We start from the raw sequence: 24,669 nt of genomic DNA, 5'->3' as shown, positions 1-24,669 counted from the left end.
AAATGCCTTGACTGAAAGCATTTTTATGGCGCTGCTTAAGCGAATTCACCTTTCGAGTTGGCATTGGGAAGACACATCGTCCGAAAAATGTTCCGGTGAAAAGCCGTTATTTTGATGAAGTGAGTGCAGGAGTTTATTTGTCCTTGCACTAATAAGGGTGGTACCGCGATACATAAACCTCGTCCCTTTAGGGATAGGGGTTTTTTTGTGTTCATTTTTACAAAAGGAAAATAAAGGAGGAAAACATGATGCAGGAACGATTACTAGAACTGCAGGAAGAAGCGTTGCAAAAAGTAACCGCCGCTTCCGAACTTAAGGAACTGAATGAAGTCCGGGTTGCTTATTTAGGGAAAAAAGGCCCGATCACTGAGGTATTGCGTGGCATGGGGAAGCTGTCAGCAGAGGAACGCCCGAAAATCGGGGCGCTTGCCAATGACGTCCGTGAGGCAATCGCTTCAAAAATCGAGGAAAAACAAAAGGCTCTTGAAACGGCAGCTGTCAATGCTAAGCTAGCAACGGAAACGATTGACGTGACATTGCCAGGACGTCCCGTAAACAAGGGGAACCATCATCCGTTAACACGTGTTGTGGAAGAAATTGAAGATTTATTCATCGGAATGGGATACACCGTTGCGGAAGGTCCGGAAGTCGAAAGCGATTACTACAACTTCGAGGCACTTAACCTGCCAAAAAGCCATCCGGCACGTGATATGCAGGACTCCTTCTACATCACGGAGGAAATCCTGATGCGGACGCACACTTCACCTGTTCAAGCAAGGACGATGAAAAAACATAAAGGTCAAGGCCCTGTTAAAATCATTTGCCCGGGGAAAGTATATCGCCGCGATAACGATGATGCGACACACTCCCATCAATTCCAGCAAATCGAGGGCTTGGTCATCGATGAGAACATCAGCATGAGCGATCTAAAAGGAACGCTTGACGTATTTGCCAAAAAAGTATTCGGGCAGGACCGTGAAATCCGTCTTCGTCCAAGTTTCTTCCCATTCACGGAGCCATCCGTCGAAGTGGATATTTCCTGTAAAATCTGCGGTGGTAAAGGGTGCAGCGTATGTAAAAAAACAGGCTGGATCGAAGTGCTTGGTGCCGGGATCGTTCATCCGAACGTCCTTGAAATGGCTGGGTTCGATTCCAAAAAATACTCTGGGTTCGCATTTGGAATGGGCGTGGAACGGATCGCGATGCTGAAGTACGGTGTGGACGATATTCGCCATTTCTATACGAATGATGTTCGATTCTTAAAGCAATTCAACCATCACGAAGCATAAATTTTATTTTTATAAAGGAGGACCTACCATGTTTGTCTCATATAAATGGTTACAAGATTATGTTGACCTTTCAGGCATCAATGCGACGGAGCTTGCTGACAAAATCACGAAAAGCGGCATTGAGGTTGAAGGGGTGGAAAAGAAAAGTGAAGGGCTAAAAGGTGTCGTCATCGGCCACGTCATTGAACGTGAACAGCATCCAAATGCCGATAAATTGAATAAGTGCCAAGTTGATATCGGGGCAGAACATCCCGTTCAGATCATCTGTGGGGCACCGAATGTCGATAAAGGCCAAAAAGTCGCAGTCGCCACTGTTGGCGCAGTCCTTCCAGGTAATTTCAAAATCAAGAAAGCGAAGCTGCGCGGAGAAGAATCCCACGGGATGATTTGCTCCCTACAAGAATTGGGGTTTGAATCCAAGCTCGTTTCCAAGGATTATGCTACAGGCATCTTCGTCTTCCCCAATGATGTGGAAGTAGGGAAAGATGCATTGGAGGAGCTTGGTTTAAGTGATGAAGTGCTGGAACTCGGGCTGACTCCAAACCGTTCGGATGCTTTAAGCATGCTCGGTGTAGCCTACGAAGTGGGGGCTATCCTCGGCCGGGAAGTGAAATGGCCGGTCATCGAGAAAGAAGAAGCAGCTGAAAAAGCGACGGATTACATCAGTGTCAAAGTGGAAGCGAAAGAAGATAACCCGGTATACATCGCTAAAATCATCAAAGATGTAAAAATTGGTCCTTCACCGCTTTGGATGCAAACACGACTAATGTCGGCAGGTATCCGGCCGCATAATAATGTCGTCGATATCACGAATTACATCTTACTTGAATACGGCCAGCCGCTGCATGCCTTTGATTATGACCGTTTCGGTTCAAAAGAAATCGTCATCCGCAGGGCGAAGGATGCTGAAAAAATCGTAACGCTGGATGAAGCCGAACGCACATTGTCACCGAATCATTTAGTGATCACAAACGGCAGCGAGCCTGTTGCGATAGCTGGTGTGATGGGCGGAGCCGATTCTGAGGTGAAAAACGATACGACGAACATCATCCTTGAAAGTGCCTATTTCGCAGGTACGGTCGTTCGTAAAGCTTCAAAAGATCACGGCTTGCGCAGTGAAGCGAGTGCACGTTTTGAAAAAGGCGTCGATCCGGCCCGTGTACGTGAAGCTGGGGAACGTGCGGCACAATTGATTGCCCAATATGCTGGCGGAACAGTCCTGCAAGGAACGGCAGAAGTGGATGAATTGACAATGGAACCTGCAGTCATCAGCATCACCCTTGAAAAAATCAACAAGCTTCTTGGAACAGACATGACCGTAACCGAAGTGGAATCCATCTTCAACCGCCTGCAATTCGGCGTGGAACTTGACAATGAAACGTTCACGATCACTGTACCGACACGCCGTGGGGACATTACGATTGAAGCTGACTTGGTCGAAGAAGCGGCACGTTTATATGGATATGATAACATTCCGACTACACTGCCGATCGGTTCTGCTACCCCTGGCCATTTGACGGACTATCAAATGAAACGGCGGAAGGCACGCCGTACACTTGAAGGAGCAGGCCTTTATCAAGCGGTGACCTATTCACTGACAAGCGAGGAAAAAGCAGCGCAATTCGCATTGGAAGCAAGAGAATCGATTCGATTAGCCATGCCGATAAGCGAAGAAAGAAGCCAGCTGCGTTTAAGCATCGTGCCTCAATTGCTTGAAGTCGTAAAATATAACAATGCCCGCCAACTTGATTCACTGGCTCTATATGAAATCGGATCAGTATTCTTTAAACGGGATGACCACGAGCTACCAGATGAAAAAGAACATATCGCCGGAGCCATCACAGGCCTATGGGAAGCACATCCATGGCAAGGCGAAAAGAAACCGGTCGACTTCTTTGTAGCCAAAGGCGTGATCGAAGCATTATTCGATACACTTGGGTTAACGGATCAAATCAGTTACCGCCAAGCACAAATCAATGACATGCATCCAGGGCGGACAGCGGAAGTCCTGTTGAATGGTGATGTGATCGGCTTTATCGGCCAAGTGCACCCTACTGTCCAAAAAGACTTGGATATAAAAGAAACATATATTTTCGAACTTTCCTTAAAGGCGTTGGCAGAAGCCGAAGTGGCGCCAATTGCCTACGAAACCATTCCGCGCTTCCCATCGACAACACGCGATATTGCGCTCGTTGTCGATCAAGCAACAAAAGCCGGAGACATTCAAAACATTATTGAAGAAGCCGGAGGCAAGCTACTCAAGGAAGTAACCATCTTCGACTTATACGAGGGTGAAAGAATGGAGCAAGGCAAGAAATCCATTGCCTACTCACTGAAATACTTCGATCCGGAACGTACACTAACCGACGAAGACATTACAAAAGCACATGAAAAAGTACTAGAAGCCGTAAAAGAAAAAGCCGGCGCAGAACTAAGAGGATAAAACAAAAAGACAGCTCCCTGAAACGCGGGAAGCTGTCTTTTTATGAACTCCCGAGTAAAGTGCCCAAACTCCCGAGTAAAGCACCCAAACTGGCGGGTAAACTGCAAAAAAAAGCGGCTGTTCCCGGAAGAACGGCCGCTTCACCTTTATTTATGGTATTTTTGTTGGTATAACCGCTTTGCTTTTTCGGTATTGGCGAAGTGGGTTTTCGTGAATTCGTGCAAGGAGTCCATTCCTTTTTCATGGATCAATCGTGCGGCGGCTTCGTCCACGGCAAATCCGGCTCCTTTCGGGATTTTGAATCCGGCTTTTTCACTTAGCAAATCAAAGCGTTTGACGAAGGCGTATCGTGCCAGGATGGATGCGGCGGCTACGCCAAGGTGGATGCCTTCCGCTTTTGTGCATAAATAAGTGGCGTTTGCCTGAAACCGTTCTTGGCCCTTCAAATAATTAAAAAATACATCAGGTTGGGCGAATTGGTCGATAAGGACAGCTTCCGCTTGCTCCGGCTGAATTTTTTGCATCAGAAGCTTGATCGCTTGGTTATGGAGGAGGGCCTTCATTTTTCCTTGTGACATCCCTTGAGCCTGCAGCGTATTATATTTGGGGTTATCGCAAGTAAGCAGGCTGAATGGCACGACATTCTTGATCTGTTTGGCAATTTCGATGATCTGAGGATCTTTCAGATTTTTCGAATCCTGAACACCAAGCTCCCTCAATAGGGGAAGCTGCTCCTTTTTCGCATAAACGGCTACGACCGTAATCGGGCCGAAATAGTCTCCTGTCCCAACTTCATCGGAACCTATCACGGACATCGTTCCGATATGGGCAGGCGGTGAATACCGGTGGACATTGACCGAAGAGGTGGATGCCGTTTTTTTCTTTGGCGCGGCGGCTGTAGCGGCCTGCTGCCATTTACCGGCTTCCAGTTCGGCATTCTTACCTTGGAAAAGGACCTTTCCGGATTTATAGGCGGTCACCGTGCATAGCGGCGGCTTGGCGGAAAAGATGCTCCCTGGCGGCTGTTTGGTGGCTAAGGATGAAGAATAATGAACTTGCATCGCTTTTATTTGGGCGGGATTGATGAGTAAAACAACATGGGACATAATCGGTAAACTCCTAACTTCATATTATTATTTAGGCAAGCTGCTTCTTAGTTCGTTTTCATTTGACAAATTATTGCAGTTTTTATACAAGAAATGACGTGGTACTCTCTTTCATGACGAAAAACTTCATGATATGATAGAATTAGGATTGTTTAGATTGGGGGCATCATTTTGTCAGACGATAAACGAAATAAAACAACAGTTGATATATACGGACAACCATATACAATCGTCGGAACAGAAAGCGCAAGCCATATGCGCCTGGTCGCTTCGATGGTTGACGAAAAAATGAGAGAAATCAGTATGAAAAACCCATACTTGGATACAAGCAAGCTAGCGGTACTAACGGCCGTAAATACCATCCACGAATATATTAAGTTAAAAGATGAACTAGACCAGCTTCAACTGGAATTAAAGAGAGAGAAGGACTGAGTACATGCTTGATTTAGCAATTCTGGCCATTCTTTTAATCGGTTTATTAATCGGTTTAAAGCGTGGCTTCATTTTACAGACTGTTCATATGACAGGGTTCATAGTGGCCTTTATCGTCGCATATGTGTTTTATGGAGATCTTGCTCCCAATCTGAAATTGTGGATCCCGTTTCCGACGATGAGTGATTCCTCGGCGCTTACTATGTTTTTTGAAACAGTCGGGCTCGAAACGGCGTATTACAATGCGATTGCCTTTGCCATCATTTTCTTTGCGGCCAAGATCCTTTGGCAAATGCTTGGTTCGATGCTCAATTTCATTACCCACCTACCGATATTGAAACAGCTGAATCGCTGGGGTGGCGGGATATTGGGCTTTATCGAAATCTATCTTATCATGTTTATTATATTATATATAGCTGCCATGCTGCCAATGGATTCGATCCAGAAGCCATTAGCGGGATCTTTTCTGGCAGAATCGATCGTGAAACATACACCGTTCCTTTCCGAACAAGTGAAAGAACTTTGGTTCCAAAAACCAGATCAATCATAATGACAGTTACCGAGGGCCTGCCTCCCTTTCTCAAAGTCCTGGATTTTGAATGGGGGAGGCCCCTTTTCTGTAATAGCGTGATCTTGCCTTGAATCATGGCAAGGAGCGGCCTGCTTGTACTTTACCTTCAAGAAAGGTATCTTTAAGAAAGAAAACAACGGATACCCTATTAATTTTTCGGCGGTGAAATAAATGACGATCAACAAAAAAGATATCATTAAACTATTGGAAAAAATCGCAATATACATGGAATTGAAAGGTGAGAATCCCTTCAAGGTTTCGGCTTTCCGCAAGGCGGCAGGAGCGTTGGAAACGGATGACCGGAGTCTTGCGGCCATCGAGGACTTCACGGCTTTAAATGGAATCGGGAAAGGTACGGCATCGGTCATCGAGGAGTATATCAATGAGGGGAAATCGACCGTGCTTGAAGAGCTTCAGGAGCAGGTGCCAAAAGGATTGATACCTCTGCTTCAACTTCAAGGGTTGGGCGGGAAGAAAATTGCCAAACTTCATAAAGAGCTGCATGTCAATGATGTGAATGATCTAAAAACCGCCTGTGAAGAAGGCAGGGTTGCGGCCTTGGCCGGTTTTGGAAAAAAAACGGAGGAAAAGATCCTGGCAGCGATTGCCGAGGCAGGTTCAAGGCCTGATCGGCTTCCGCTTGCCTTCATGAGGCCAATTGCAGCTGATATTGAAACGGCTCTAGCCAACATGGAGCATATCGTTCGGTCATCGAGGGCTGGCAGCATCCGCCGCATGAGGGAAACGATCAAGGACCTCGATTTCATCATCTCGACAGATCATCCCGAAGAAGTGAAGAATCAGCTTCTTGCTATATCAGGGATCAAGCATGTGATAGCGGCAGGTGATACAAAAGTATCGGTCGTGCTTGATTATGAATATGATATTTCTGTCGATTTCAGGATCGTGAAGGATAAGGAATTCATCACGACACTGCATCATTTTACAGGTTCGAAGGATCATAATGTGCGGATGCGCCAGCTTGCTAAAGAACGAGGCGAAAAAATCAGCGAATATGGTGTGGAAGTGGCGGAAACTGGAGAGATCTTGACGTTCGAAACAGAAGAACAATTTTATCATCACTTTGATTTGCCATACATCCCACCGGAATTGCGTGAAGACGGAACCGAAGTGGAGCAATATGATGCAAGTGAACCGCTCATTTCTTTAGAGGCCATACAAGGTGACCTCCATATGCATACCACTTGGAGTGATGGGGCTTATACGATAGAAGAAATGATTGAAGCGTGCCGTGCAAAAGGCTATCGATATATGGCCATAACCGATCATTCGCAATATTTGAAAGTGGCGAACGGACTGACCGTAGAACGGGTCCGCGAACAAAAAAAGATCATTCAAGAGTTAAATGAAAAATACGATGATTTTACCGTGCTTTCAGGGATTGAAATGGATATTCTCCCTGATGGGACGCTTGATTATGACGATGACCTGCTTGCGGAGCTGGATTTGGTAATCGCATCGATCCATTCCAGTTTTTCACAGCCGCGAGAAACGATCATGGAGCGCTTGAAAACGGCCCTTAACAATCCACATGTCGATATCATCGCCCATCCAACGGGAAGGATCATCGGGAAACGGACCGGATATGATGTCGATATGGATATGCTGATCGAGCTGGCACGTGATACGAATACGGCCTTGGAGCTGAATGCGAATCCGAACCGCCTGGATTTGGCGCCTCCCCACCTGCGCAAGGCACAGGAAGCGGGCGTTACGATCGTAATCAATACCGATGCACACAGCATCGATATGCTGGAGCATATGCCAGTAGGAGTTTCATCGGCCAAAAAAGGCTGGGTCAAAGAATCTACGGTCCTGAATGCAAAGGATCCGGATGGATTATTAGCGTTTTTGAAGAGAAATGATTAACTATTTTGCCCATAAATAAGGAGGAGCTTTAACTCCATGCATAATAAAGCTTTAAAGACATTGGAATTTCATAAAATCAAAGAACAATTAATCTCTCATGCTTCTTCTTCAATAGGAAAAGAGAAGGCTGAGCAACTGATGCCTTCAACCGACTTTGAAGAGGTGACGAGGTGGCAGGACGAAACGGATGAGTCTGCCAAAATCATCCGGTTGAAAGGCAACTTGCCATTGGGCGGGATTTTTGATATCCGGCCACATGCCAAAAGGGCCCAGATTGGCGGCATGCTTTCACCGATGGAACTGATGGAGCTCGCCAGTACGATTCGTGCCGGCAGGATCCTGACTCGTTTCTTCGAAGAATTGGCCGAGCAGGAAATAGATGTCCCGCTTTTAGCCGAATATATCGATTCGATTCACCCGTTGATTGATCTGCAGCAGGAAATTACGTTTGCAATCAGTGAACATGGCGAAGTGATGGATTCTGCGAGCGATAAGCTCCGCGCCTTAAGAAACCAGATCCGCACGAACGAAAGTCGTGTCCGTGAGAAGCTGGAAAGCATGATTCGTTCCTCGAACGCAACAAAAATGTTATCGGATGCCATCATCACGATCCGGAATGACCGTTTTGTCATCCCGGTTAAACAGGAATACCGCAGTGTGTATGGCGGGATCATCCATGATCAATCATCATCTGGGCAGACTTTGTTCATTGAGCCGCAAGCAATCGTGCAATTGAATAATGTCCTTCAAGAAACAAGAGTGAATGAAACGCAGGAAATCGAGCGGATATTGGTGGAATTATCGGAGAAAGTCGGTGGGTACACGCCTGAATTGCTTCATAATGTCAAGGTGCTGGCACATATCGACTTCCTTGTTGCCAAGGCGAAATATGCCAAAGCGATAAAGGGATCGAAGCCGAATCTTAATAATGAAGGACGCGTGAAATTATTCAAGGCGAAGCATCCGCTCATTCCAAGTGATGCCGTCGTCGCCAATGACATTTTCCTTGGTGATGATTTCACGACGATCGTCATTACCGGCCCGAATACAGGGGGAAAAACGGTAACCTTGAAAACGATTGGCCTTTGTACGTTAATGGCCCAATCCGGGCTGCAAATCCCTGCGCTCGATGGCTCTGAAACGGCTGTGTTTTCCTCCGTTTATGCCGATATTGGCGATGAACAGTCGATTGAACAAAGCCTGAGTACGTTCTCGTCCCATATGGTCAATATCGTCGACATCCTAAAAAAAGTCGATTACGACAGCCTTGTCTTATTCGATGAGCTTGGTGCGGGAACCGACCCTCAGGAGGGAGCCGCTTTAGCGATATCGATTTTGGATGAGGTATATAAGCGCGGAGCACGTGTGATGGCAACGACACATTATCCGGAATTAAAAGCATACGGATATGATCGGGAAGGCGTCATCAATGCAAGCGTTGAATTCGATGTGGAAACGTTAAGCCCCACTTATAAACTCTTGATCGGTGTACCGGGACGAAGTAATGCTTTTGAAATTTCCAAGCGTCTAGGCTTGGATGAAAGCGTGATAAGCAATGCCCGCAGTCATATCGGCGAGGATACGAATAAAGTTGAAAATATGATAGCTTCCCTTGAAGATAGCCGCAAGAAGGCGGAAGAGGAGGAGCTGGAAGCCAAGAACCACCTGGAACAGGCGGAAATCCTTCATAAAGATTTGCAAAAGCAAATGGGTGAATATGAAGAAGAACGCGATGCGCTTGCTGAAAAGGCAGCAAAAGAGGCGGCCGCAATCGTTGAACAGGCAAAAAAAGAAGCCGAAGCGATCATCGCGGATTTACGTAAATTGCGGCTTGAAAAAAATGCCGATGTGAAAGAGCATGAACTGATCGATGCGAAAAAACGACTTGAAGAAGCAACGCCAAAACTGAAGAAAACTTCGAAAGTGGCAAGGCCTTTGGAGAAAAGCCTGAAACCGGGAGATGAAGTAAAGGTTGTAAGCTTCGGCCAAAAGGGTCATCTGATCGAAAAGGTTTCCGGTAATGAGTGGCAAGTTCAGATCGGCATCATGAAAATGAAGGTGAAGGAGTCCGACCTGGAATTCATCAAGGCTACAAAAGTGAAGGAAACCAAGCCCCTCACCACGATAAAAGGGCGGGATTACCACGTTAGCGTGGAACTTGATTTACGTGGGGAACGCTTTGAAAATGCCATCTCGAGAGTTGAAAAGTATGTGGATGATGCGCTATTGGCCGGATATTCTAGTGTCTCGATCATTCATGGTAAAGGGACGGGGGCTCTCCGGTCCGGAGTCCAGGAATACTTGAAAAATCACCGCGCTGTCAAAAGGATCCGGTTCGGCGAAGCTGGAGAAGGCGGAACGGGCATTACGGTGGTGGAATTTAAATAAAGGGTGGTCAGGCCGGCTCTCTGCCTAGCCGGTTGGCCAGTTACCATTTTGGGAGTTGGACCATGGAGAATATGTGGGAAAATGAATATGTATATATAGCTGCTCGTTACAGTGTCGTAATTTTGTGCATGATTGTTTTTTTAGCCATTTTTGAACTTGTCACAAAGTACAAGAACTGGGAGGAAATCAAACAGGGAAACCTATCCGTGGCGTTGGCAACAGGCGGCAAAATATTTGGGATCGCCTATGTATTCCAGCAGTCCATCCTCCATCAGAACTCGCTCCTTACCATGATTGGCTGGGGTGTGTACGGATTTGTCCTTTTGCTGATCGGTTATTTCATTTTTGAATTTATGACACCTGGATTTAAAATAGATGAAGAAATACAAAAAGATAACCGGGCAGTTGGATTCCTATCGATGATCATTTCCATCGCTTTATCTTTAGTCATCGGTGCCGGAATTTCTTGATGTCCATCATGAGAGGGAGAAAACTGTGGAGAAACTTGCAAAAGTCCTGATTGTTTGTTGCGGAATCTTTTTTCTGCTTGGAATCGTTTATATGTTATTCTTCACTTGAAAGAAGCGGCCATATGCGTCGCTTTTTATTTTGCAGTCCAATAGAATGAGGAATTTCAAGTTTAGCACTTAAATGGCCACAGTTTTGGAGGATTTGTAATTAGACCGTTCCATTTCACTGCAGGCGCTCTCATATCCAGAGGCGGTCCTTGAGCCACCTTGGCTTTCAGCCTGCGGGTCTCAAGTGGACGCGCAATTCCCGCAGGAGTGTCGCCGCTTTCCGTTTCATGCCACTTTGATTGAAAACGGATGTGGAATCTTGATTGCCCTCAGTTTGGGGTGGTTTCTAAGTTCTGTGGCTTATTGAATGCGCTTTAGATTCTGCCATCGGCCTTTATGCTTATATTTCCTGATTTCAGCAATTGTAAGAAAATCCCGGTTGTATTATAATGAGAATGAGTATTGTGAATATTCAGAAGGAGGGGTGTGCATGAGCCATAAGCCATGGCAAACCATTTATCCGGAACAGATACCAGCCGTACTATCGTACGAAGATAAGCCTCTTTATTCATTTTTGAAAGAGTCAGCCGAAGAATTCCCCGGGAAAGCATCCATTCATTTCCAGGGAAAGGAATTATCGTACCGCGAAGTTTATGAGTCGGCTTTAAAGTTCGCTGCCTATTTAAAAAGCATCGGCCTTCAAAAAGGAGAACGGGTCGCCGTCATGCTTCCTAACTGCCCTCAAGGTGTCATCAGCTTTTTTGGGATATTGATGGCCGGCGGAGTCGTCGTTCAAACGAATCCAACGTATACGGAACGTGAACTCGAGTATCAAATGAAAGATTCGGGGGCGAAAATGATTTTAGTGATGGATATTTTATTTCCCCGTGTCACGGCAATCGCTTCTAGAACGAATATCGAACATATCATTGTAACCGCTATCAAGGAATATTTACCTTTTCCGAAAAATCTCATTTATCCATTCATCCAAAAAAAGCAATATGGAATCGTCGTCAAAGTGGAGCATGCAGGCAATCATCATTTGTTCACCGAAATCATGAAACGGAAAATCCCCGAGGAAGTGCTCGAGCCGATCGATGTGAATGAAGACCTTGCCCTTTTGCAATATACGGGAGGGACAACGGGCTTTCCGAAAGGGGTCATGCTTACTCATAAGAACTTATTGGCGAATACGAAGATGTGCAATGCTTGGCTTTATAAAAATAGGCGCGGGGAAGAAAGGGTCTTGGCCATTTTACCATTCTTCCACGTGTATGGGATGACGACGGTATTGGTTCTTTCCGTCATGGAAGGGAATACGATGATCATCATGCCGAAGTTCGATATCGAAGTGACGCTGAAAACTATCCAAAAACAGAAACCGACGATGTTTCCCGGTGCGCCAACGATGTATATCGGTCTACTGAACCATCCGGATATCGGCAAGTATGACCTGTCTTCCATCAATGCCTGTATAAGCGGTTCTGCAGCATTGCCCTTGGAGGTTCAGGAGCAATTCGAAAAAATAACGGGTGGAAAGCTCGTTGAGGGCTATGGACTTTCGGAAACTTCTCCGGTGACCCATGCTAATTTCATTTGGGATCAGCCCAGGGTAAAAGGCAGCATTGGATTGCCATGGCCAGATACGGACTCGGTGATCTTGTCCCTGGACACGGGTGAAGAGCTTCCGCCGAATGAAATTGGGGAAATAGCCATAAAAGGGCCTCAAGTGATGCAGGGATACTGGAATCGACCGGAAGAAACGGAAAGCACTTTTAAAAATGGCTGGCTGCTTACAGGCGATTTGGGCTACATGGATGAACAGGGGTTCTTTTATGTGGTCGAGCGGAAAAAAGATACCATCATTGCCGGGGGATTCAATATATACCCGCGTGAGGTGGAAGAGGTCCTATATGAGCATGAGGCGATTCAAGAGGTTGTAGTGGCAGGAATACCTGATCCATATCGCGGTGAAACCGTCAAAGCTTATGTTGTCCTGAAAAAAAATGCCAATGCGACTGAAGCAGAATTGAATGAGTTTGCCAGAAAGAGCCTTGCTTCCTATAAGGTGCCGCGCAGCTATGAATTCAGGGAAGAACTGCCTAAAACGACAATAGGAAAGATCTTGAGAAGAGTCCTGATCGAGGAAGAAAAGAAGAAGCTATCCGACGAAAGAAAAGAAGCGTAAAGCAGCATCGTCTATACGGAGCAGTGGCATGGCTCCGACTTTTGGAGAGAAGCTGGACATCCTCCAGATTGAGGCTGTACAATGGAGATAATGAAGTGGCAGTACTCTTTGAAGTTTTTGCTTGACAGGCAAGGGTCGTCATTTTATGATAGAAATATGAATGATGATTCATTCATTTTCTGAAAGGGGACAGCCAGTGAAACGCAACAGACCAAAGTATAATCAAATTATTGACGCAGCCGTCATCGTCATTGCCCAAAACGGCTATTATCAAGCTCAAGTATCCAAAATCGCCAAGCAGGCAGGCGTAGCGGATGGCACCATATATCTTTATTTCAAAAATAAAGAAGATATTTTAATATCATTATTTCATGAAAAGATGGGCTATTTTGTGGAACAAATCGAAGAAGAGCTCAAAGGAAAATCCACAGCGTCGGAAAAGATGCATGTGCTTATCCAGAAACATTTTCAAATCCTTTCAGAAGACGTGAATTTAGCAATTGTCACCCAGTTGGAATTAAGGCAGTCGAATAAAGAATTGCGCCTAAGAATCAATGATGTGTTGAGAGGGTATTTAAATTTAATCGATCAGATCATCATTGAAGGAAAAGAGAAAGGCGAATTCCTGCCCGATTTAAATAATTTACTTGCAAGGCAGATGATATTCGGAACGATTGACGAAACGGTGACGACATGGGTCATGAATGAGCAAAAGTATTCGCTTTCGGACCTTGCACCAGACGTTCATCGCCTCCTGCTCGGAGGATGCGGCCTTAGAAGTTAACGGTTTGAATGGAGGATGGCTAACCATCCTCTAAAAGAATCGGTTAATGGCTTTCCGTTTCATTAAGGGAAGAGATACATATTGAATGTTCAAAAAAGTTCGACTAACATGACAGGAGGGATGGATATGGAATACCTTAAGCTTTCTATCGAAAATCATGTGGCATCCATAACGATTGAACATGCACCTGCAAACGCACTTTCCTCGGCCATCATCGGGGAGCTGTCAGAGGCCTTCGATCAAATCGGGCAAAACGAAGAGGTGCGAGTTGTCCTACTTCATGGCGAAGGAAGATTTTTCTCGGCGGGAGCTGACATTAAAGAGTTTACTGAAGTGAAAAATGGTGAAGCTTTCATATCCTTGACCAAGAAAGGTCAAGCTGTATTCGAAAAAATCGAATCCTTCCCGAAACCGGTCATTGCCGCCATCCATGGTGCAGCACTTGGCGGAGGGTTGGAACTGGCAATGTCCTGCCACATCCGTTTGGTAACCGAAAGGGCAAAGCTAGGTTTGCCTGAGCTGCAGTTGGGTTTAATCCCTGGTTTTGCCGGCACACAGCGCCTTCCTCGTTATGTCGGCACGGCAAAAGCAGCTGAAATGCTCTTTACAAGCGAACCGATTACAGGCACTCAAGCCGTGGAATGGGGTCTGGCGAATCAAGCCTTCAGTGACGAAGAACTGCTTCCAAAGGCAAATGAGCTGGCTCATAAAATCGCCAAGAAAAGCCCGGTTGCTTTAAAGGCGGCCATCGAGTTATTGAATTATTCCAAGCATGATTCCTACTATAAAGGTGTGGATAGGGAAGCGGCCCTTTTTGGCAAAGCTTTTGAGACGGCTGATGCAAAAGAAGGAATTCAGGCCTTCATCGAAAAAAGGGAAGCTGTATTCAAAGGGAAATAATAGATTTGAAGGTACCAAAAAACTATTTTTAAATATTATGCAGGATTTTGGCGGAACCTGAAGAATACTTTAATATATCAAAAAAATTCATAATCTTCAAAACTCAAATCATTCGGGAGGTATTACCGTGAATATTTATGTGCTGCTGAAAAGAACATTCGATACAGAAGAAAAAATTACATTATCCAATGGGAAAATTAATGAGGATGGAGCAGAATTCATCATTAATCCGTATGATGAGTATGCTGTTGAAGAAGCCATCCAAGTGCGTGATGCACAAGGCGGCGAAGTAACGGTCATTTCCGTCGGAAGCGAAGAGGCTGAGAAGCAATTGCGTACAGCTCTTGCAATGGGTGCAGATAAAGCGGTATTGATCAATATCGAAGATGATATAGAAAATGGCGACCAGTTCACGACTGCCAAAATCATAGGCGAATATTTAAAAGACAAAGAGGCGGATTTAATCATTGCAGGGAATGTGGCCATCGATGGCGGTTCAGGTCAAGTCGGTCCACGCGTTGCCGAAATCTTAGAAATCCCTTATATCACAACGATCACTAAATTGGATATTGCAAATGGAAATGTAAGCGTTATCCGTGATGTTGAAGGGGATTCCGAAACGATCGAAGCATCTCTTCCGTTGTTGGTTACGGCTCAGCAAGGGTTAAATGAGCCGCGTTATCCTTCTTTGCCAGGGATCATGAAAGCGAAGAAAAAACCGCTTGAAGAATTGGAATTGGATGATTTGGACCTGGAAGAGGATGATGTTGAAGCGAAAACAAAAACGATCGAAATCTACCTTCCGGCCAAAAAAGAAGCAGGAAAAGTCTTGAGCGGCGAGATCGGTGACCAAGTTAGCGAACTTGTACAATTATTACGCAGCGAAGCTAAAGTAATTTAATAGAAACGATTCCTTTTTAAAACAAACTACACACAACAAATAGATAAAATAGAGCACAGGAGGTTTTTATAAATGGCTAGAAAGTTTCTTGTATTGGGCGAAGTTCGCGACGGTTCACTAAGAAATGTATCATTTGAAGCGATCGGTGCGGCTAAACTTGCTGCAGATGGCGGAGAAATTGTAGGTGTTTTAGTTGGTGACAGTGTTCAAGATTTGGGGAATGAATTGATCCAATTCGGTGCAGACCGGGTTGTCGCCGTCGAAAACGATCAATTGAAGCAATACACTTCAGATGGCTATGCGCAAGCCTTGCTCGCCGTCATCGAGCAGGAAAAGCCCGAAGGCATCTTCTTCGGCCATACGGCACTTGGAAAAGACCTTGCCCCTAAATTGGCTGGAAAGCTTGAATCAGGTTTGATTTCTGACGTAACATCCATTGAAGAAGAAGGCGGAAATATCGTTTTCACCCGTCCGATTTATTCTGGTAAAGCTTTTGAAAAGAAAATTGTTACAGATGGAGTGATATTCGCAACGATCCGTCCGAACAATATTGAGCCATTGGCGAAAGATGAGTCCCGCTCCGGTGATGTAGCTGCATTGAGCGTGGATATCAAGGATTTACGCACCATCATAAAAGATGTTGTCAGAAAGGCAAGTGAAGGCGTCGATCTTTCAGAAGCCAAGGTAATCATCGCTGGCGGCCGCGGAGTGAAAAGCGAAGACGGCTTTGAACCTTTAAAGGAACTGGCACAAGTTCTTGGCGGAGCGGTAGGGGCTTCCCGTGGTGCATGTGACGCGGATTATTGTGACTATTCTTTGCAAATCGGCCAAACGGGTAAGGTCGTTACACCTGACCTCTATATTGCCTGCGGAATCTCTGGAGCGATTCAGCATTTAGCTGGTATGTCCAACTCCAAAGTGATCGTAGCCATCAATAAAGACCCTGAAGCGAACATCTTCAATGTAGCTGACTATGGAATTGTCGGCGATCTTTTCGAAGTCATTCCATTACTGACGGAAGAATTCAAAAAACTTAAAGTGAATGCTTAAAGGGTAAACGGCTTCGAATAAGGGATGGGACATAATATGTCTCGTCCCTTATTTTATTGATATAGGCTGCGAATTCTGGGTGCATATTCCCTCTTCATTTGGACATCCTACCACTGAAGCAAAATATTAGCATCGATTCTAGCAACAATGGTATACTGTCTTTAGTTATTTGAGTAAATTTGAGGAGGAAATATATATGGCTATTGTAAATGCAACTGACCAAACGTTCACAACGGATACTAGCGAAGGTGTCGTTCTTGTAGATTTCTGGGCTCCATGGTGCGGACCTTGTAAAATGATCGCTCCTGTTCTTCAAGAGCTTGATACGGAAATTGGCGATTCAGCGAAAATCGTAAAAGTGGATGTAGATGAAAACCAAGAAACAGCTGGGAAATTCGGTGTAATGAGCATTCCGACACTGATCGTCCTTAAAGACGGTGAAGTGGTGGATAAAGTGGTTGGCTTCCAACCTAAAGAAGCTCTTGCTGAGCTTATTGCAAAACACGCTTAATAAACGGGTCAGCTAAAAAAAGCTTCAGGTCTCCGGACTTGAAGCTTTTTTCGCTATCTTGATATATAATAATTGTAAAATGGGAGAACAGGAGGCTGAAAGCATGAACCAGCAAATAAAGAATAAACTTGCGCTTCTTCCCGATCAGCCTGGTTGTTATTTGATGAAAGATCGTCAGGGAACGATCATTTATGTAGGCAAGGCGAAAGTGTTGAAGAACCGTGTCCGTTCCTATTTCACGGGATCCCATGATGGAAAGACATTTCGGCTCGTAAATGAGATTGAGGATTTTGAATACATCGTCACATCTTCCAATATCGAGGCTCTCATTTTAGAGCTGAATCTAATCAAAAAACATGATCCAAAATATAATGTCATGCTTAAGGATGATAAAACATATCCCTTCATCAAGCTGACCGCTGAGCGGCATCCCCGCCTGATCATTACGCGAAAGGTCAAAAAAGACAAAGGGAAATACTTCGGTCCGTACCCTAATGCTTTTGCGGCTAACGAAACGAAAAAACTGCTCGACCGCATCTATCCTCTTCGAAAGTGCAATACGCTGCCGGATCGGGTTTGCCTTTATTATCACCTTGGTCAATGTCTGGCTCCATGCGTATATGATGTGGAGGAACAGGAATATAAAAAAATGGTCGATGATATCAACCGTTTCTTGAATGGCGGGCATACAGAGATTAAGAAAGAACTGACCGAAAAAATGCTGGAGGCATCCGAAGAGCTGGATTTTGAGAGGGCGAAGGAGTTTCGTGACAAAATCGCCCATATCGATATCACGATGGAAAAGCAGAAAATGATGTCGACCGATTTCATCGACAGGGATGTATTCGGATTTGCCCATGATAAAGGCTGGATGTGCGTTCAAGTATTCTTTGTAAGACAAGGTAAATTGATCGAAAGGGACGTATCCCTATTTCCCGTCTATGATGAACCGGAACAGGAACTGCTCACATTCCTGGGTCAGTTTTACGAGATTACGAACCATTTTAAACCGAAGGAAATCCTGCTGCCCGAGTCGGTGGATGCTGAACTGGCTGAAGGCCTGCTTGGCGTGAAGACGATTCATCCAAAGCGGGGTTCGAAAAAGGATATGTTGAAATTGGCCAATAAAAATGCCTCCATTGCGCTTCAGGAAAAGTTTTCATTGATTGAGCGTGATGAAGAAAGAACGATCAATGCGGTGGAAAACCTTGGCGTGCAATTGGGGATCTATACCCCGCATCGAATTGAGGCCTTCGATAACTCCAACATCCAAGGAAGCGATCCCGTTTCCGCTTTGGTCGTGTTCATTGATGGCAAACCCGAGAAAAGGGAATACCGCAAATATAAGATCAAAACCGTCCAGGGGCCTGATGATTATGAATCCATGCGCGAAGTCGTCCGAAGAAGGTATTCACGGGTATTGAAAGAGGGTCTTCCGCTTCCGGATTTAATCATCATCGATGGCGGTAAGGGACATGTGGAGGCCGTCCGCGATATTTTGGAAAATGAACTGGGCCTGGATATCCCGCTTTCTGGCCTGATTAAAGATGAGAAGCATAGAACATCTCAATTAATGATCGGCAATCCTCTTGAGCTTGTACCGCTTGATTCCCGGAGTCAGGAATTCTACTTATTGCAAAGAATACAGGATGAAGTGCATCGGTTTGCGATTACGTTTCACCGCCAGCTGCGAGGCAAAAATGCCGTGCACTCCCAGCTTGATGATATTCCGGGAGTCGGCGAAAAACGAAGAAAGCAATTATTGAGACATTTCGGTTCATTGAAGAAAATTAAAGAGGCCTCGGTCGAGGAAATTATCGGAGCGGGCATGCCAAAAGGGGTAGCTGAGGGAATCGTGAGAAAATTGCAAGAATAATCTTGCCCCCCACAAATCTCTATGCTATGATTAAAAGGAATTTTTAACTAGACAACTTAAAAGTGCTGATAGAGGTGCGGAATTCAAGAGTAAAAACCTGGAGAAGTATGAGTTTCCATGATGGGTTTTGAAAGGGGAGGACGCCGAAGGAAGACAAGTCTCATAGCTTGTTTTTCTGGTCTGACATTTAATAAATGGCGGATTGTCAGGGTGTATGCCCTGGAGAGCTATCTCACTGTGCTTACAAGATTGGATATGTGATCACAGCAATGAGATATTTCTCATTGCTTTTTTTATTGCCTAAAAAGAGAGGGTGCATGAGGATGGCATTAATCGTACAAAAATTCGGCGGGACATCCGTCGGCAGCGTTGAAAAACTTAAAAATGTTGCCAATCGGGTAATAGAGGAAGCGGAGAAGGGCAATGAGGTAGTCGTCGTTGTTTCCGCAATGGGTAAAACGACCGATCAATTGGTTTCCATGGCCCATGATATATCCAGCACCCCAAGCAAAAGGGAAATGGATATGCTATTGACGACGGGGGAACAGGTTACGATTTCCCTGCTGACGATGGCCTTGCTTGAGAAGGGGCATGAAGCGATCTCGTATACTGGCTGGCAGGCAGGGATGCAGACGGAATCCGTACATGGGAATGCCCGGATATTGGATATTGATGCTTCGAGAATCCAAGCTAGACTGCAAGAAAGGCAGATCGTCGTCGTGGCCGGTTTTCAGGGAAACGATGTTAATGGGGAAATCACTACATTGGGGCGTGGCGGTTCCGATACGACCGCAGTTGCCATCGCTGCAGCGCTCAATGCGGATAGATGTGATATTTACACGGATGTTACGGGTGTTTTCACAACGGATCCCCGCTACATTAAAGAAGCGCGCAAACTGCAATCCATCTCTTATGATGAGATGCTCGAGCTTGCCAATTTAGGGGCGGGCGTGCTCCATCCAAGGGCTGTCGAATACGCGAAAAATTATCAAATCCCGCTTGAAGTCCGTTCAAGCATGGAGAGGGAATCAGGAACGATCATTGAGGAGGAAGCAACTATGGAAGAAAACTTAATCGTGCGCGGCATCGCATTCGAAGATAGCATCACTAGGGTGACGGTTTATGGCTTGCCCCAATCACTTGGTGCATTATCAACCATTTTCATGACGCTTGCGAAAAACCAGATCAATGTTGACATCATCATTCAAAGCATGACTGCAGAGGATACGACCAACTTATCATTCTCCATTAAAAGTGAAGATAAAAAAGCGGCTTTGATCGTGTTGGAAAATAATAAAGAGCAGTTGGCCTTTGACAGGGTTGAAACGGAGGGCGGATTGGCCAAGGTGTCAATCGTTGGATCGGGTATGGTATCCAATCCGGGAGTGGCTGCCGAGATGTTTGAAGTGATGGCCAATACAGGCATCCAAGTGAAAATGGTCAGCACATCGGAAATTAAAGTTTCGACTGTCGTCAATGAGCTGGAGATGGTGAAGGCGGTCGAATCCCTGCATGAAGCATTTAAACTTGGTCAGCATGCAAATGTGCTAGCCTGATTGTATGGAGTCCAGTAAAAAACAGACTTCCGGTAAAAAGGGTAAGTCTGTTTTATGGGCTCGTTAGATTGGATCTCTGGGATCCCATTGAATGGTGAATGTCACTTTTTTTGCGCGGCGTTTAACTTCTTCCGTTGATTCGCTGAGGAATTTTTTTTGCAGTGTGAACTGCTCGGCAAGGAAGCCGGCTTCAAGCTGGAAGTGACAGTCAGGATGTAAATCCAGGCGGCGGCTGATTATTTCACCCGACAAGGATAACTCCATCTCGTTTTTCGTATACTTGATGATTTCCAAATCTCCCCAACCGGCGCTTTGGAAAAATTCAATAACCTCCTGATCGCCATTCAGTGGGAATTTTCTTGCTAACTGTTTACCTGCCCAATAGAGGATCTGATTCGAGTCTTTTCCGAGTATATCATTCAGTAGTACTTCCCTGATTAATTCATATCCGAAAGCCGGAACTTGGAACTCTTCAGTTTGAATTTCTTCCTCTATCGCTGCAGCAATATTTTTTTTCATAGTTTATCGCCTCTTTCTGTAAATCTATTATAAACGTTTTTCTTTTGCAAATTATATTGTTTTTTTATTTATTTGAAACGCAAATGGAAAAAAATGATAAATTATACCGAAATATTAATAGATTCATACATTATTTCTCATAATATAGCCTTGACAAATAAAAAAACATGCATTTTTAGCCAATAATATCTATTTTAAAAAAGAGATTTGTTGTATCCGTTTTCTTGACGCACATAGAAGTCAGGAGTAAAATGGACATGTCACATAATTGTAAGAAAGTATAGGAGAGCTTTTTGCACTCTATACTTTATTTTCACGCGGAGATAAAAGGTAGCCACCAGATTATCTTTGCATGATTTTTCACAAATTAAGGGGGGGCACTTAGTGGCAAAAAATCGCGAGTTTGGGAATCGTAGACTTCATTCACTTCTTGGAGTTATTCCGATTGGTCTATTCCTAATTTTTCATTTATCGGTAAACTTTATGGCAACAAAAGGGGAAGAGACGTTTAATGGGGCCGTTCATTTAATTGAATATACGCCCGTAAAGCTTTTGGTAGAGTGGGTCGTCATCTATCTACCGATCATTTTCCATGCTGTGTACGGTATTTATATTGCCTTTACAGCAAAAAACAATTTGGGGAGATTTAGTTTCTTCCGTAACTGGATGTTCATGCTGCAACGCCTGACTGGAATCATCACGCTGATTTTCCTTGTTTGGCATATTTGGGAGACTAGAGTTCAAGCAGCCATGGGTGCTGAGGTTGATTTTGACATGATGGCAGAGATTTTCTCTAACCCATTCATGATCGTGTTCTATATTGTAGGTATTATTTCTGCAATTTTCCACTTTGCGAATGGATTATGGTCATTTGCAGTGAGCTGGGGTCTGACAGTTTCACCTAAATCGCAAAAAATCATGACGTACGTAACTTTGATCATTTTCGTTCTGCTTTCTTATATCGGCGTTAGCGCAGTTTTCGCTTTCGTTTAAGAAGTTAGAGTTCATTTATAGTATCCGGATAAAAAACATAGCTTTGCTAATGGAAATAAGGGAGTGACAGAATTGGGTAAAGGTAAAATCATTATCGTAGGTGGAGGTCTAGCCGGCTTAATGGCGACGATCAAAGCAGCAGAGCTTGGACAACAGGTTGATTTATTTTCTTTAGTGCCTGTTAAACGCTCTCACTCAGTTTGTGCCCAAGGCGGAATCAATGGGGCAGTAAATACAAAAGGTGAAGGGGATTCTCCATTCATTCACTTTGATGATACAGTTTATGGCGGGGACTTCTTGGCTAACCAACCCCCGGTTAAAGCGATGTGCGAAGCGGCACCATCGATCATCCATATGTTTGACCGTATGGGCGTTATGTTCAACCGTACTCCGGAAGGTCTTCTTGATTTCCGTCGTTTCGGCGGTACACAACATAGCCGTACAGCATTCGCGGGTGCAACGACTGGTCAACAATTGCTTTACGCATTGGACGAGCAGGTTCGCCGGTATGAAGTGGAAGGACTTGTTACGAAATATGAGGGCTGGGAATTCCTTGGAGCTGTTATCGATGATGAAGAAACAGCACGCGGTATCGTAGCTCAGAACTTGACTACAATGGAAATCAAATCATTCCCTGGCGATGCAGTCATCATGGCAAGCGGAGGCCCTGGAATCATATTCGGTAAATCCACTAACTCGATGATCAATACAGGTTCAGCAGCATCGATCGTCTATCAACAAGGTGTTAATTATGCCAACGGTGAGTTCATTCAAATTCACCCGACAGCAATCCCTGGAGATGACAAACTTCGTCTAATGAGTGAATCCGCTCGTGGTGAAGGTGGACGTATCTGGACATATAAAGACGGAAAACCTTGGTATTTCCTTGAAGAAAAATACCCTGCTTACGGTAACCTGGTACCTCGTGATATCGCGACTCGTGAAATTTTCGACGTATGTATGAACATGAAGCTTGGTATTAATGGAGAAAACATGGTGTATCTGGATCTATCACATAAAGATCCTAAATTACTTGATATTAAACTTGGCGGAATCATTGAAATCTACGAGAAATTCATGGGTGAAGATCCTCGTAAAGTACCAATGAAGATTTTCCCTGCCGTTCACTATTCTATGGGCGGACTTTGGGTTGATTATGACCAAATGACTAACATTAAAGGTTTATTCGCTGCAGGTGAGTGTGATTACTCCCAGCATGGCGGTAACCGTCTTGGTGCGAACTCACTTCTATCTGCCATCTATGGCGGTTCAGTCGCTGGTCCGAATGCCGTTAAATATATCGAAGGTCTTGACAAAACTTCCGAATCCATCCCATCTTCATTGTATGATGGATACGAAAAACAAGAGCAAGAAAAATGGAACAATGTCATGTCTCTTGATGGAAATGAAAATGCGTACGTACTTCACAAAGAGCTTGGTGAGTGGATGACTCAGCATGTTACTGTAGTCCGTTACAATGATAAGCTGAAAGAAACGGATAACAAGATTCTTGAGTTGATGGAGCGTTACAAGAAAATCAACATCAATGATACGGCTAAATGGAGCAACCAAGGAGCTGCTTTCACTAGACAGCTGCAAAATATGATGCAATTGGCACGTGTAATCACAATCGGTGCGTTAAACCGTGATGAAAGCCGTGGAGCGCATTACAAACCTGATTTCCCGGAACGTAATGATGAAGAATTCATGAAAACGACAATGGCAACGTTCAAGGGCTTGGATCAAGCACCTGAATTCCATTATGAAGATATTGATGTATCACTCATCGCACCGCGTAAACGTGACTACACTACGAAACATTAAAGAGGGGGAGCAAAAAAATGGTTGAAACTAAATCTGAGACTAAAACAGTCCGTTTTATCATCACTCGTCAAGATACACCGGATTCAGCTCCTTATGATGAGGAATTTGAATTAGCGTACCGCCCGAATATGAATGTCATTTCCGCCCTAATGGAAATCCGTCGTAACCCGGTAACAGTACAAGGCAAGCATACGACAGCAATCGCATGGGACATGAACTGCCTTGAGGAAGTATGTGGTGCTTGTTCCATGGTCATCAATGGTAAACCAAGACAATCATGTACGGCCCTTATCGACCAATTGGAACAGCCTGTCCGCCTTGCTCCAATGCGTACTTTCCCTGTGGTTCGTGACCTTCAGGTAGATCGCAGCCGCATGTTCGACTCGTTGAAGAAGGTAAAAGCTTGGATCCCGATCGATGGAACGTACAACCTTGGACCAGGACCGCGTATGCCAGAAAAGAAACGTCAATGGGCTTATGAATTATCAAAATGTATGACTTGCGGCGTTTGCTTGGAAGCTTGTCCAAACGTGAACAGCAACTCAAACTTCATGGGACCACAACCGTTATCACAAGTCCGTTTATTCAACGCACATCCAACTGGTGCAATGAACAAAGCGGAACGTTTAAACACAATCATGTCCGATGGAGGACTTGCAAACTGCGGTAACTCGCAAAACTGTGTGCAGTCTTGCCCTAAAGGAATTCCATTGACTACATCGATTGCAGCATTGAACCGTGATACGGCCATTCAGCAATTCCGTAACTTCTTCGGAAGCGACGAAGTTTAATCATTTAAAGGAAAGAGCCCCTATCTTAGGATAGGGGCTCTCAGTTTGTAGACAAAAGGGGTTCGGAATTAAAAAATTCCGAACCCCTTTTGAAATTCCTTTGAAATTTTGATCAAAGGTTACGAGATTTGGGCTCTTC

General features: G+C 44.8%; 20 protein-coding genes, 1 riboswitch and 1 other annotated feature (1 of these 22 only partly in view). Of the genes, 18 read left to right on the top strand and 2 right to left on the bottom strand.

All coding sequences use genetic code 11. From position 1 onward, the window contains the following. Window positions 1–190, top strand: a binding site (T-box leader); it begins 51 nt to the left of the window's first position. A gap of 58 nt (window positions 191–248) precedes the next feature. Further along, complete coding sequence (gene pheS / locus AS888_RS10885; RefSeq protein WP_061142183.1) at window positions 249–1,289, top strand: phenylalanine--tRNA ligase subunit alpha; 1,041 nt, start codon at window positions 249–251, stop codon at window positions 1,287–1,289. Window positions 1,290–1,317: 28 nt separating this feature from the next. Further along, the gene (gene pheT, locus AS888_RS10880) at window positions 1,318–3,732 is read left to right on the top strand and encodes a phenylalanine--tRNA ligase subunit beta (protein WP_061142182.1); all 2,415 of its coding nucleotides are present in this window, start codon (window positions 1,318–1,320) and stop codon (window positions 3,730–3,732) included. A 146-nt stretch (window positions 3,733–3,878) separates the two neighbouring features. On the opposite strand, the gene rnhC is transcribed toward pheT, so the two are convergent. Beyond that, entirely contained in the window at window positions 3,879–4,838 is a 960-nt protein-coding gene (rnhC, locus tag AS888_RS10875) for a ribonuclease HIII (protein ID WP_061142181.1), read from the bottom strand. Between the two features lie 171 nt (window positions 4,839–5,009). Between rnhC and zapA the strand changes: the two genes are divergently transcribed. The 13 genes from zapA (at window position 5,010) to AS888_RS10805 (ending at window position 20,403) form a co-directional block, all read left to right on the top strand. Continuing rightward, window positions 5,010–5,270, top strand: coding sequence for a cell division protein ZapA (gene zapA, locus AS888_RS10870; RefSeq protein ID WP_057911494.1), 261 nt, complete (start codon window positions 5,010–5,012; stop codon window positions 5,268–5,270). 4 nt (window positions 5,271–5,274) lie between these two features. Further along, complete coding sequence (locus tag AS888_RS10865; protein ID WP_061142180.1) at window positions 5,275–5,820, top strand: CvpA family protein; 546 nt, start codon at window positions 5,275–5,277, stop codon at window positions 5,818–5,820. A 192-nt stretch (window positions 5,821–6,012) separates the two neighbouring features. Further along, window positions 6,013–7,731, top strand: a complete 1,719-nt coding sequence (polX, locus tag AS888_RS10855) for a DNA polymerase/3'-5' exonuclease PolX (RefSeq protein WP_061142178.1) — start codon at window positions 6,013–6,015, stop codon at window positions 7,729–7,731. 36 nt (window positions 7,732–7,767) lie between these two features. Beyond that, window positions 7,768–10,119 (top strand): endonuclease MutS2, encoded by a 2,352-nt coding sequence (locus tag AS888_RS10850; RefSeq protein WP_061142177.1) that lies wholly within the window; start codon window positions 7,768–7,770, stop codon window positions 10,117–10,119. Window positions 10,120–10,181: 62 nt separating this feature from the next. After that, window positions 10,182–10,589 (top strand): DUF350 domain-containing protein, encoded by a 408-nt coding sequence (locus tag AS888_RS10845; protein WP_061142176.1) that lies wholly within the window; start codon window positions 10,182–10,184, stop codon window positions 10,587–10,589. A 538-nt stretch (window positions 10,590–11,127) separates the two neighbouring features. Next, window positions 11,128–12,825: a long-chain-fatty-acid--CoA ligase gene (locus AS888_RS10840; protein WP_061142175.1), complete on the top strand. Its 1,698-nt coding sequence runs from the start codon at window positions 11,128–11,130 to the stop codon at window positions 12,823–12,825. A 196-nt stretch (window positions 12,826–13,021) separates the two neighbouring features. Continuing rightward, entirely contained in the window at window positions 13,022–13,609 is a 588-nt protein-coding gene (locus tag AS888_RS10835) for a TetR/AcrR family transcriptional regulator (RefSeq protein WP_061142174.1), read from the top strand. Window positions 13,610–13,735: 126 nt separating this feature from the next. Continuing rightward, entirely contained in the window at window positions 13,736–14,509 is a 774-nt protein-coding gene (locus tag AS888_RS10830) for an enoyl-CoA hydratase (protein ID WP_061142173.1), read from the top strand. A 127-nt stretch (window positions 14,510–14,636) separates the two neighbouring features. Continuing rightward, window positions 14,637–15,410 carry an electron transfer flavoprotein subunit beta/FixA family protein gene (locus AS888_RS10825; RefSeq protein WP_061142172.1) on the top strand — a complete coding sequence of 258 codons (774 nt, stop codon included), beginning with the start codon at window positions 14,637–14,639 and terminating at the stop codon, window positions 15,408–15,410. Window positions 15,411–15,482: 72 nt separating this feature from the next. Beyond that, complete coding sequence (locus AS888_RS10820; protein WP_061142171.1) at window positions 15,483–16,460, top strand: electron transfer flavoprotein subunit alpha/FixB family protein; 978 nt, start codon at window positions 15,483–15,485, stop codon at window positions 16,458–16,460. 196 nt (window positions 16,461–16,656) lie between these two features. Next, the gene (gene trxA, locus AS888_RS10815) at window positions 16,657–16,971 is read left to right on the top strand and encodes a thioredoxin (protein ID WP_057911504.1); all 315 of its coding nucleotides are present in this window, start codon (window positions 16,657–16,659) and stop codon (window positions 16,969–16,971) included. A 103-nt stretch (window positions 16,972–17,074) separates the two neighbouring features. Next, entirely contained in the window at window positions 17,075–18,847 is a 1,773-nt protein-coding gene (uvrC, locus tag AS888_RS10810; RefSeq protein WP_061142170.1) for an excinuclease ABC subunit UvrC, read from the top strand. Window positions 18,848–18,908: 61 nt separating this feature from the next. Beyond that, a riboswitch (Lysine riboswitch) is annotated at window positions 18,909–19,085 on the top strand. Window positions 19,086–19,170: 85 nt separating this feature from the next. After that, window positions 19,171–20,403 (top strand): aspartate kinase, encoded by a 1,233-nt coding sequence (locus tag AS888_RS10805; RefSeq protein WP_061142169.1) that lies wholly within the window; start codon window positions 19,171–19,173, stop codon window positions 20,401–20,403. A 63-nt stretch (window positions 20,404–20,466) separates the two neighbouring features. Here the strand turns inward: AS888_RS10805 and AS888_RS10800 are convergent, their stop codons facing one another. Continuing rightward, window positions 20,467–20,922 (bottom strand): YslB family protein, encoded by a 456-nt coding sequence (locus AS888_RS10800; protein ID WP_061142168.1) that lies wholly within the window; start codon window positions 20,920–20,922, stop codon window positions 20,467–20,469. A gap of 384 nt (window positions 20,923–21,306) precedes the next feature. On the opposite strand from AS888_RS10800, the gene AS888_RS10795 reads away from it, so the two are divergent. The 3 genes from AS888_RS10795 (at window position 21,307) to sdhB (ending at window position 24,530) form a co-directional block, all read left to right on the top strand. After that, window positions 21,307–21,915: a succinate dehydrogenase cytochrome b558 subunit gene (locus tag AS888_RS10795; RefSeq protein ID WP_061142167.1), complete on the top strand. Its 609-nt coding sequence runs from the start codon at window positions 21,307–21,309 to the stop codon at window positions 21,913–21,915. A gap of 72 nt (window positions 21,916–21,987) precedes the next feature. Continuing rightward, window positions 21,988–23,739: a succinate dehydrogenase flavoprotein subunit gene (sdhA, locus tag AS888_RS10790; protein ID WP_061142166.1), complete on the top strand. Its 1,752-nt coding sequence runs from the start codon at window positions 21,988–21,990 to the stop codon at window positions 23,737–23,739. Window positions 23,740–23,756: 17 nt separating this feature from the next. Continuing rightward, window positions 23,757–24,530: a succinate dehydrogenase iron-sulfur subunit gene (sdhB, locus tag AS888_RS10785; protein ID WP_061142165.1), complete on the top strand. Its 774-nt coding sequence runs from the start codon at window positions 23,757–23,759 to the stop codon at window positions 24,528–24,530. Window positions 24,531–24,669 lie beyond the last annotated feature (139 nt).

It is taken from the genome of Peribacillus simplex, from assembly GCF_001542915.1.
GTDB lineage: Bacteria > Bacillota > Bacilli > Bacillales > DSM-1321 > Peribacillus > Peribacillus simplex_B.
This window is presented reverse-complemented; position numbering and strand designations above follow the sequence as displayed.

Bases quoted from the DNA above. Each gene is read 5' to 3' on its own strand.
- pheS (WP_061142183.1), top strand. From the start codon at position 249: ATGCAGGAACGATTACTAGAACTGCAGGAAGAAGCGTTGCAAAAAGTA.
- pheT (WP_061142182.1), top strand. From the start codon at position 1,318: ATGTTTGTCTCATATAAATGGTTACAAGATTATGTTGACCTTTCAGGC.
- rnhC (WP_061142181.1), bottom strand. From the start codon at position 4,838: ATGTCCCATGTTGTTTTACTCATCAATCCCGCCCAAATAAAAGCGATG.
- AS888_RS10865 (WP_061142180.1), top strand. From the start codon at position 5,275: ATGCTTGATTTAGCAATTCTGGCCATTCTTTTAATCGGTTTATTAATC.
- polX (WP_061142178.1), top strand. From the start codon at position 6,013: ATGACGATCAACAAAAAAGATATCATTAAACTATTGGAAAAAATCGCA.
- AS888_RS10850 (WP_061142177.1), top strand. From the start codon at position 7,768: ATGCATAATAAAGCTTTAAAGACATTGGAATTTCATAAAATCAAAGAA.
- AS888_RS10845 (WP_061142176.1), top strand. From the start codon at position 10,182: ATGGAGAATATGTGGGAAAATGAATATGTATATATAGCTGCTCGTTAC.
- AS888_RS10840 (WP_061142175.1), top strand. From the start codon at position 11,128: ATGAGCCATAAGCCATGGCAAACCATTTATCCGGAACAGATACCAGCC.
- AS888_RS10830 (WP_061142173.1), top strand. From the start codon at position 13,736: ATGGAATACCTTAAGCTTTCTATCGAAAATCATGTGGCATCCATAACG.
- AS888_RS10820 (WP_061142171.1), top strand. From the start codon at position 15,483: ATGGCTAGAAAGTTTCTTGTATTGGGCGAAGTTCGCGACGGTTCACTA.
- trxA (WP_057911504.1), top strand. From the start codon at position 16,657: ATGGCTATTGTAAATGCAACTGACCAAACGTTCACAACGGATACTAGC.
- uvrC (WP_061142170.1), top strand. From the start codon at position 17,075: ATGAACCAGCAAATAAAGAATAAACTTGCGCTTCTTCCCGATCAGCCT.
- AS888_RS10805 (WP_061142169.1), top strand. From the start codon at position 19,171: ATGGCATTAATCGTACAAAAATTCGGCGGGACATCCGTCGGCAGCGTT.
- AS888_RS10800 (WP_061142168.1), bottom strand. From the start codon at position 20,922: ATGAAAAAAAATATTGCTGCAGCGATAGAGGAAGAAATTCAAACTGAA.
- sdhB (WP_061142165.1), top strand. From the start codon at position 23,757: ATGGTTGAAACTAAATCTGAGACTAAAACAGTCCGTTTTATCATCACT.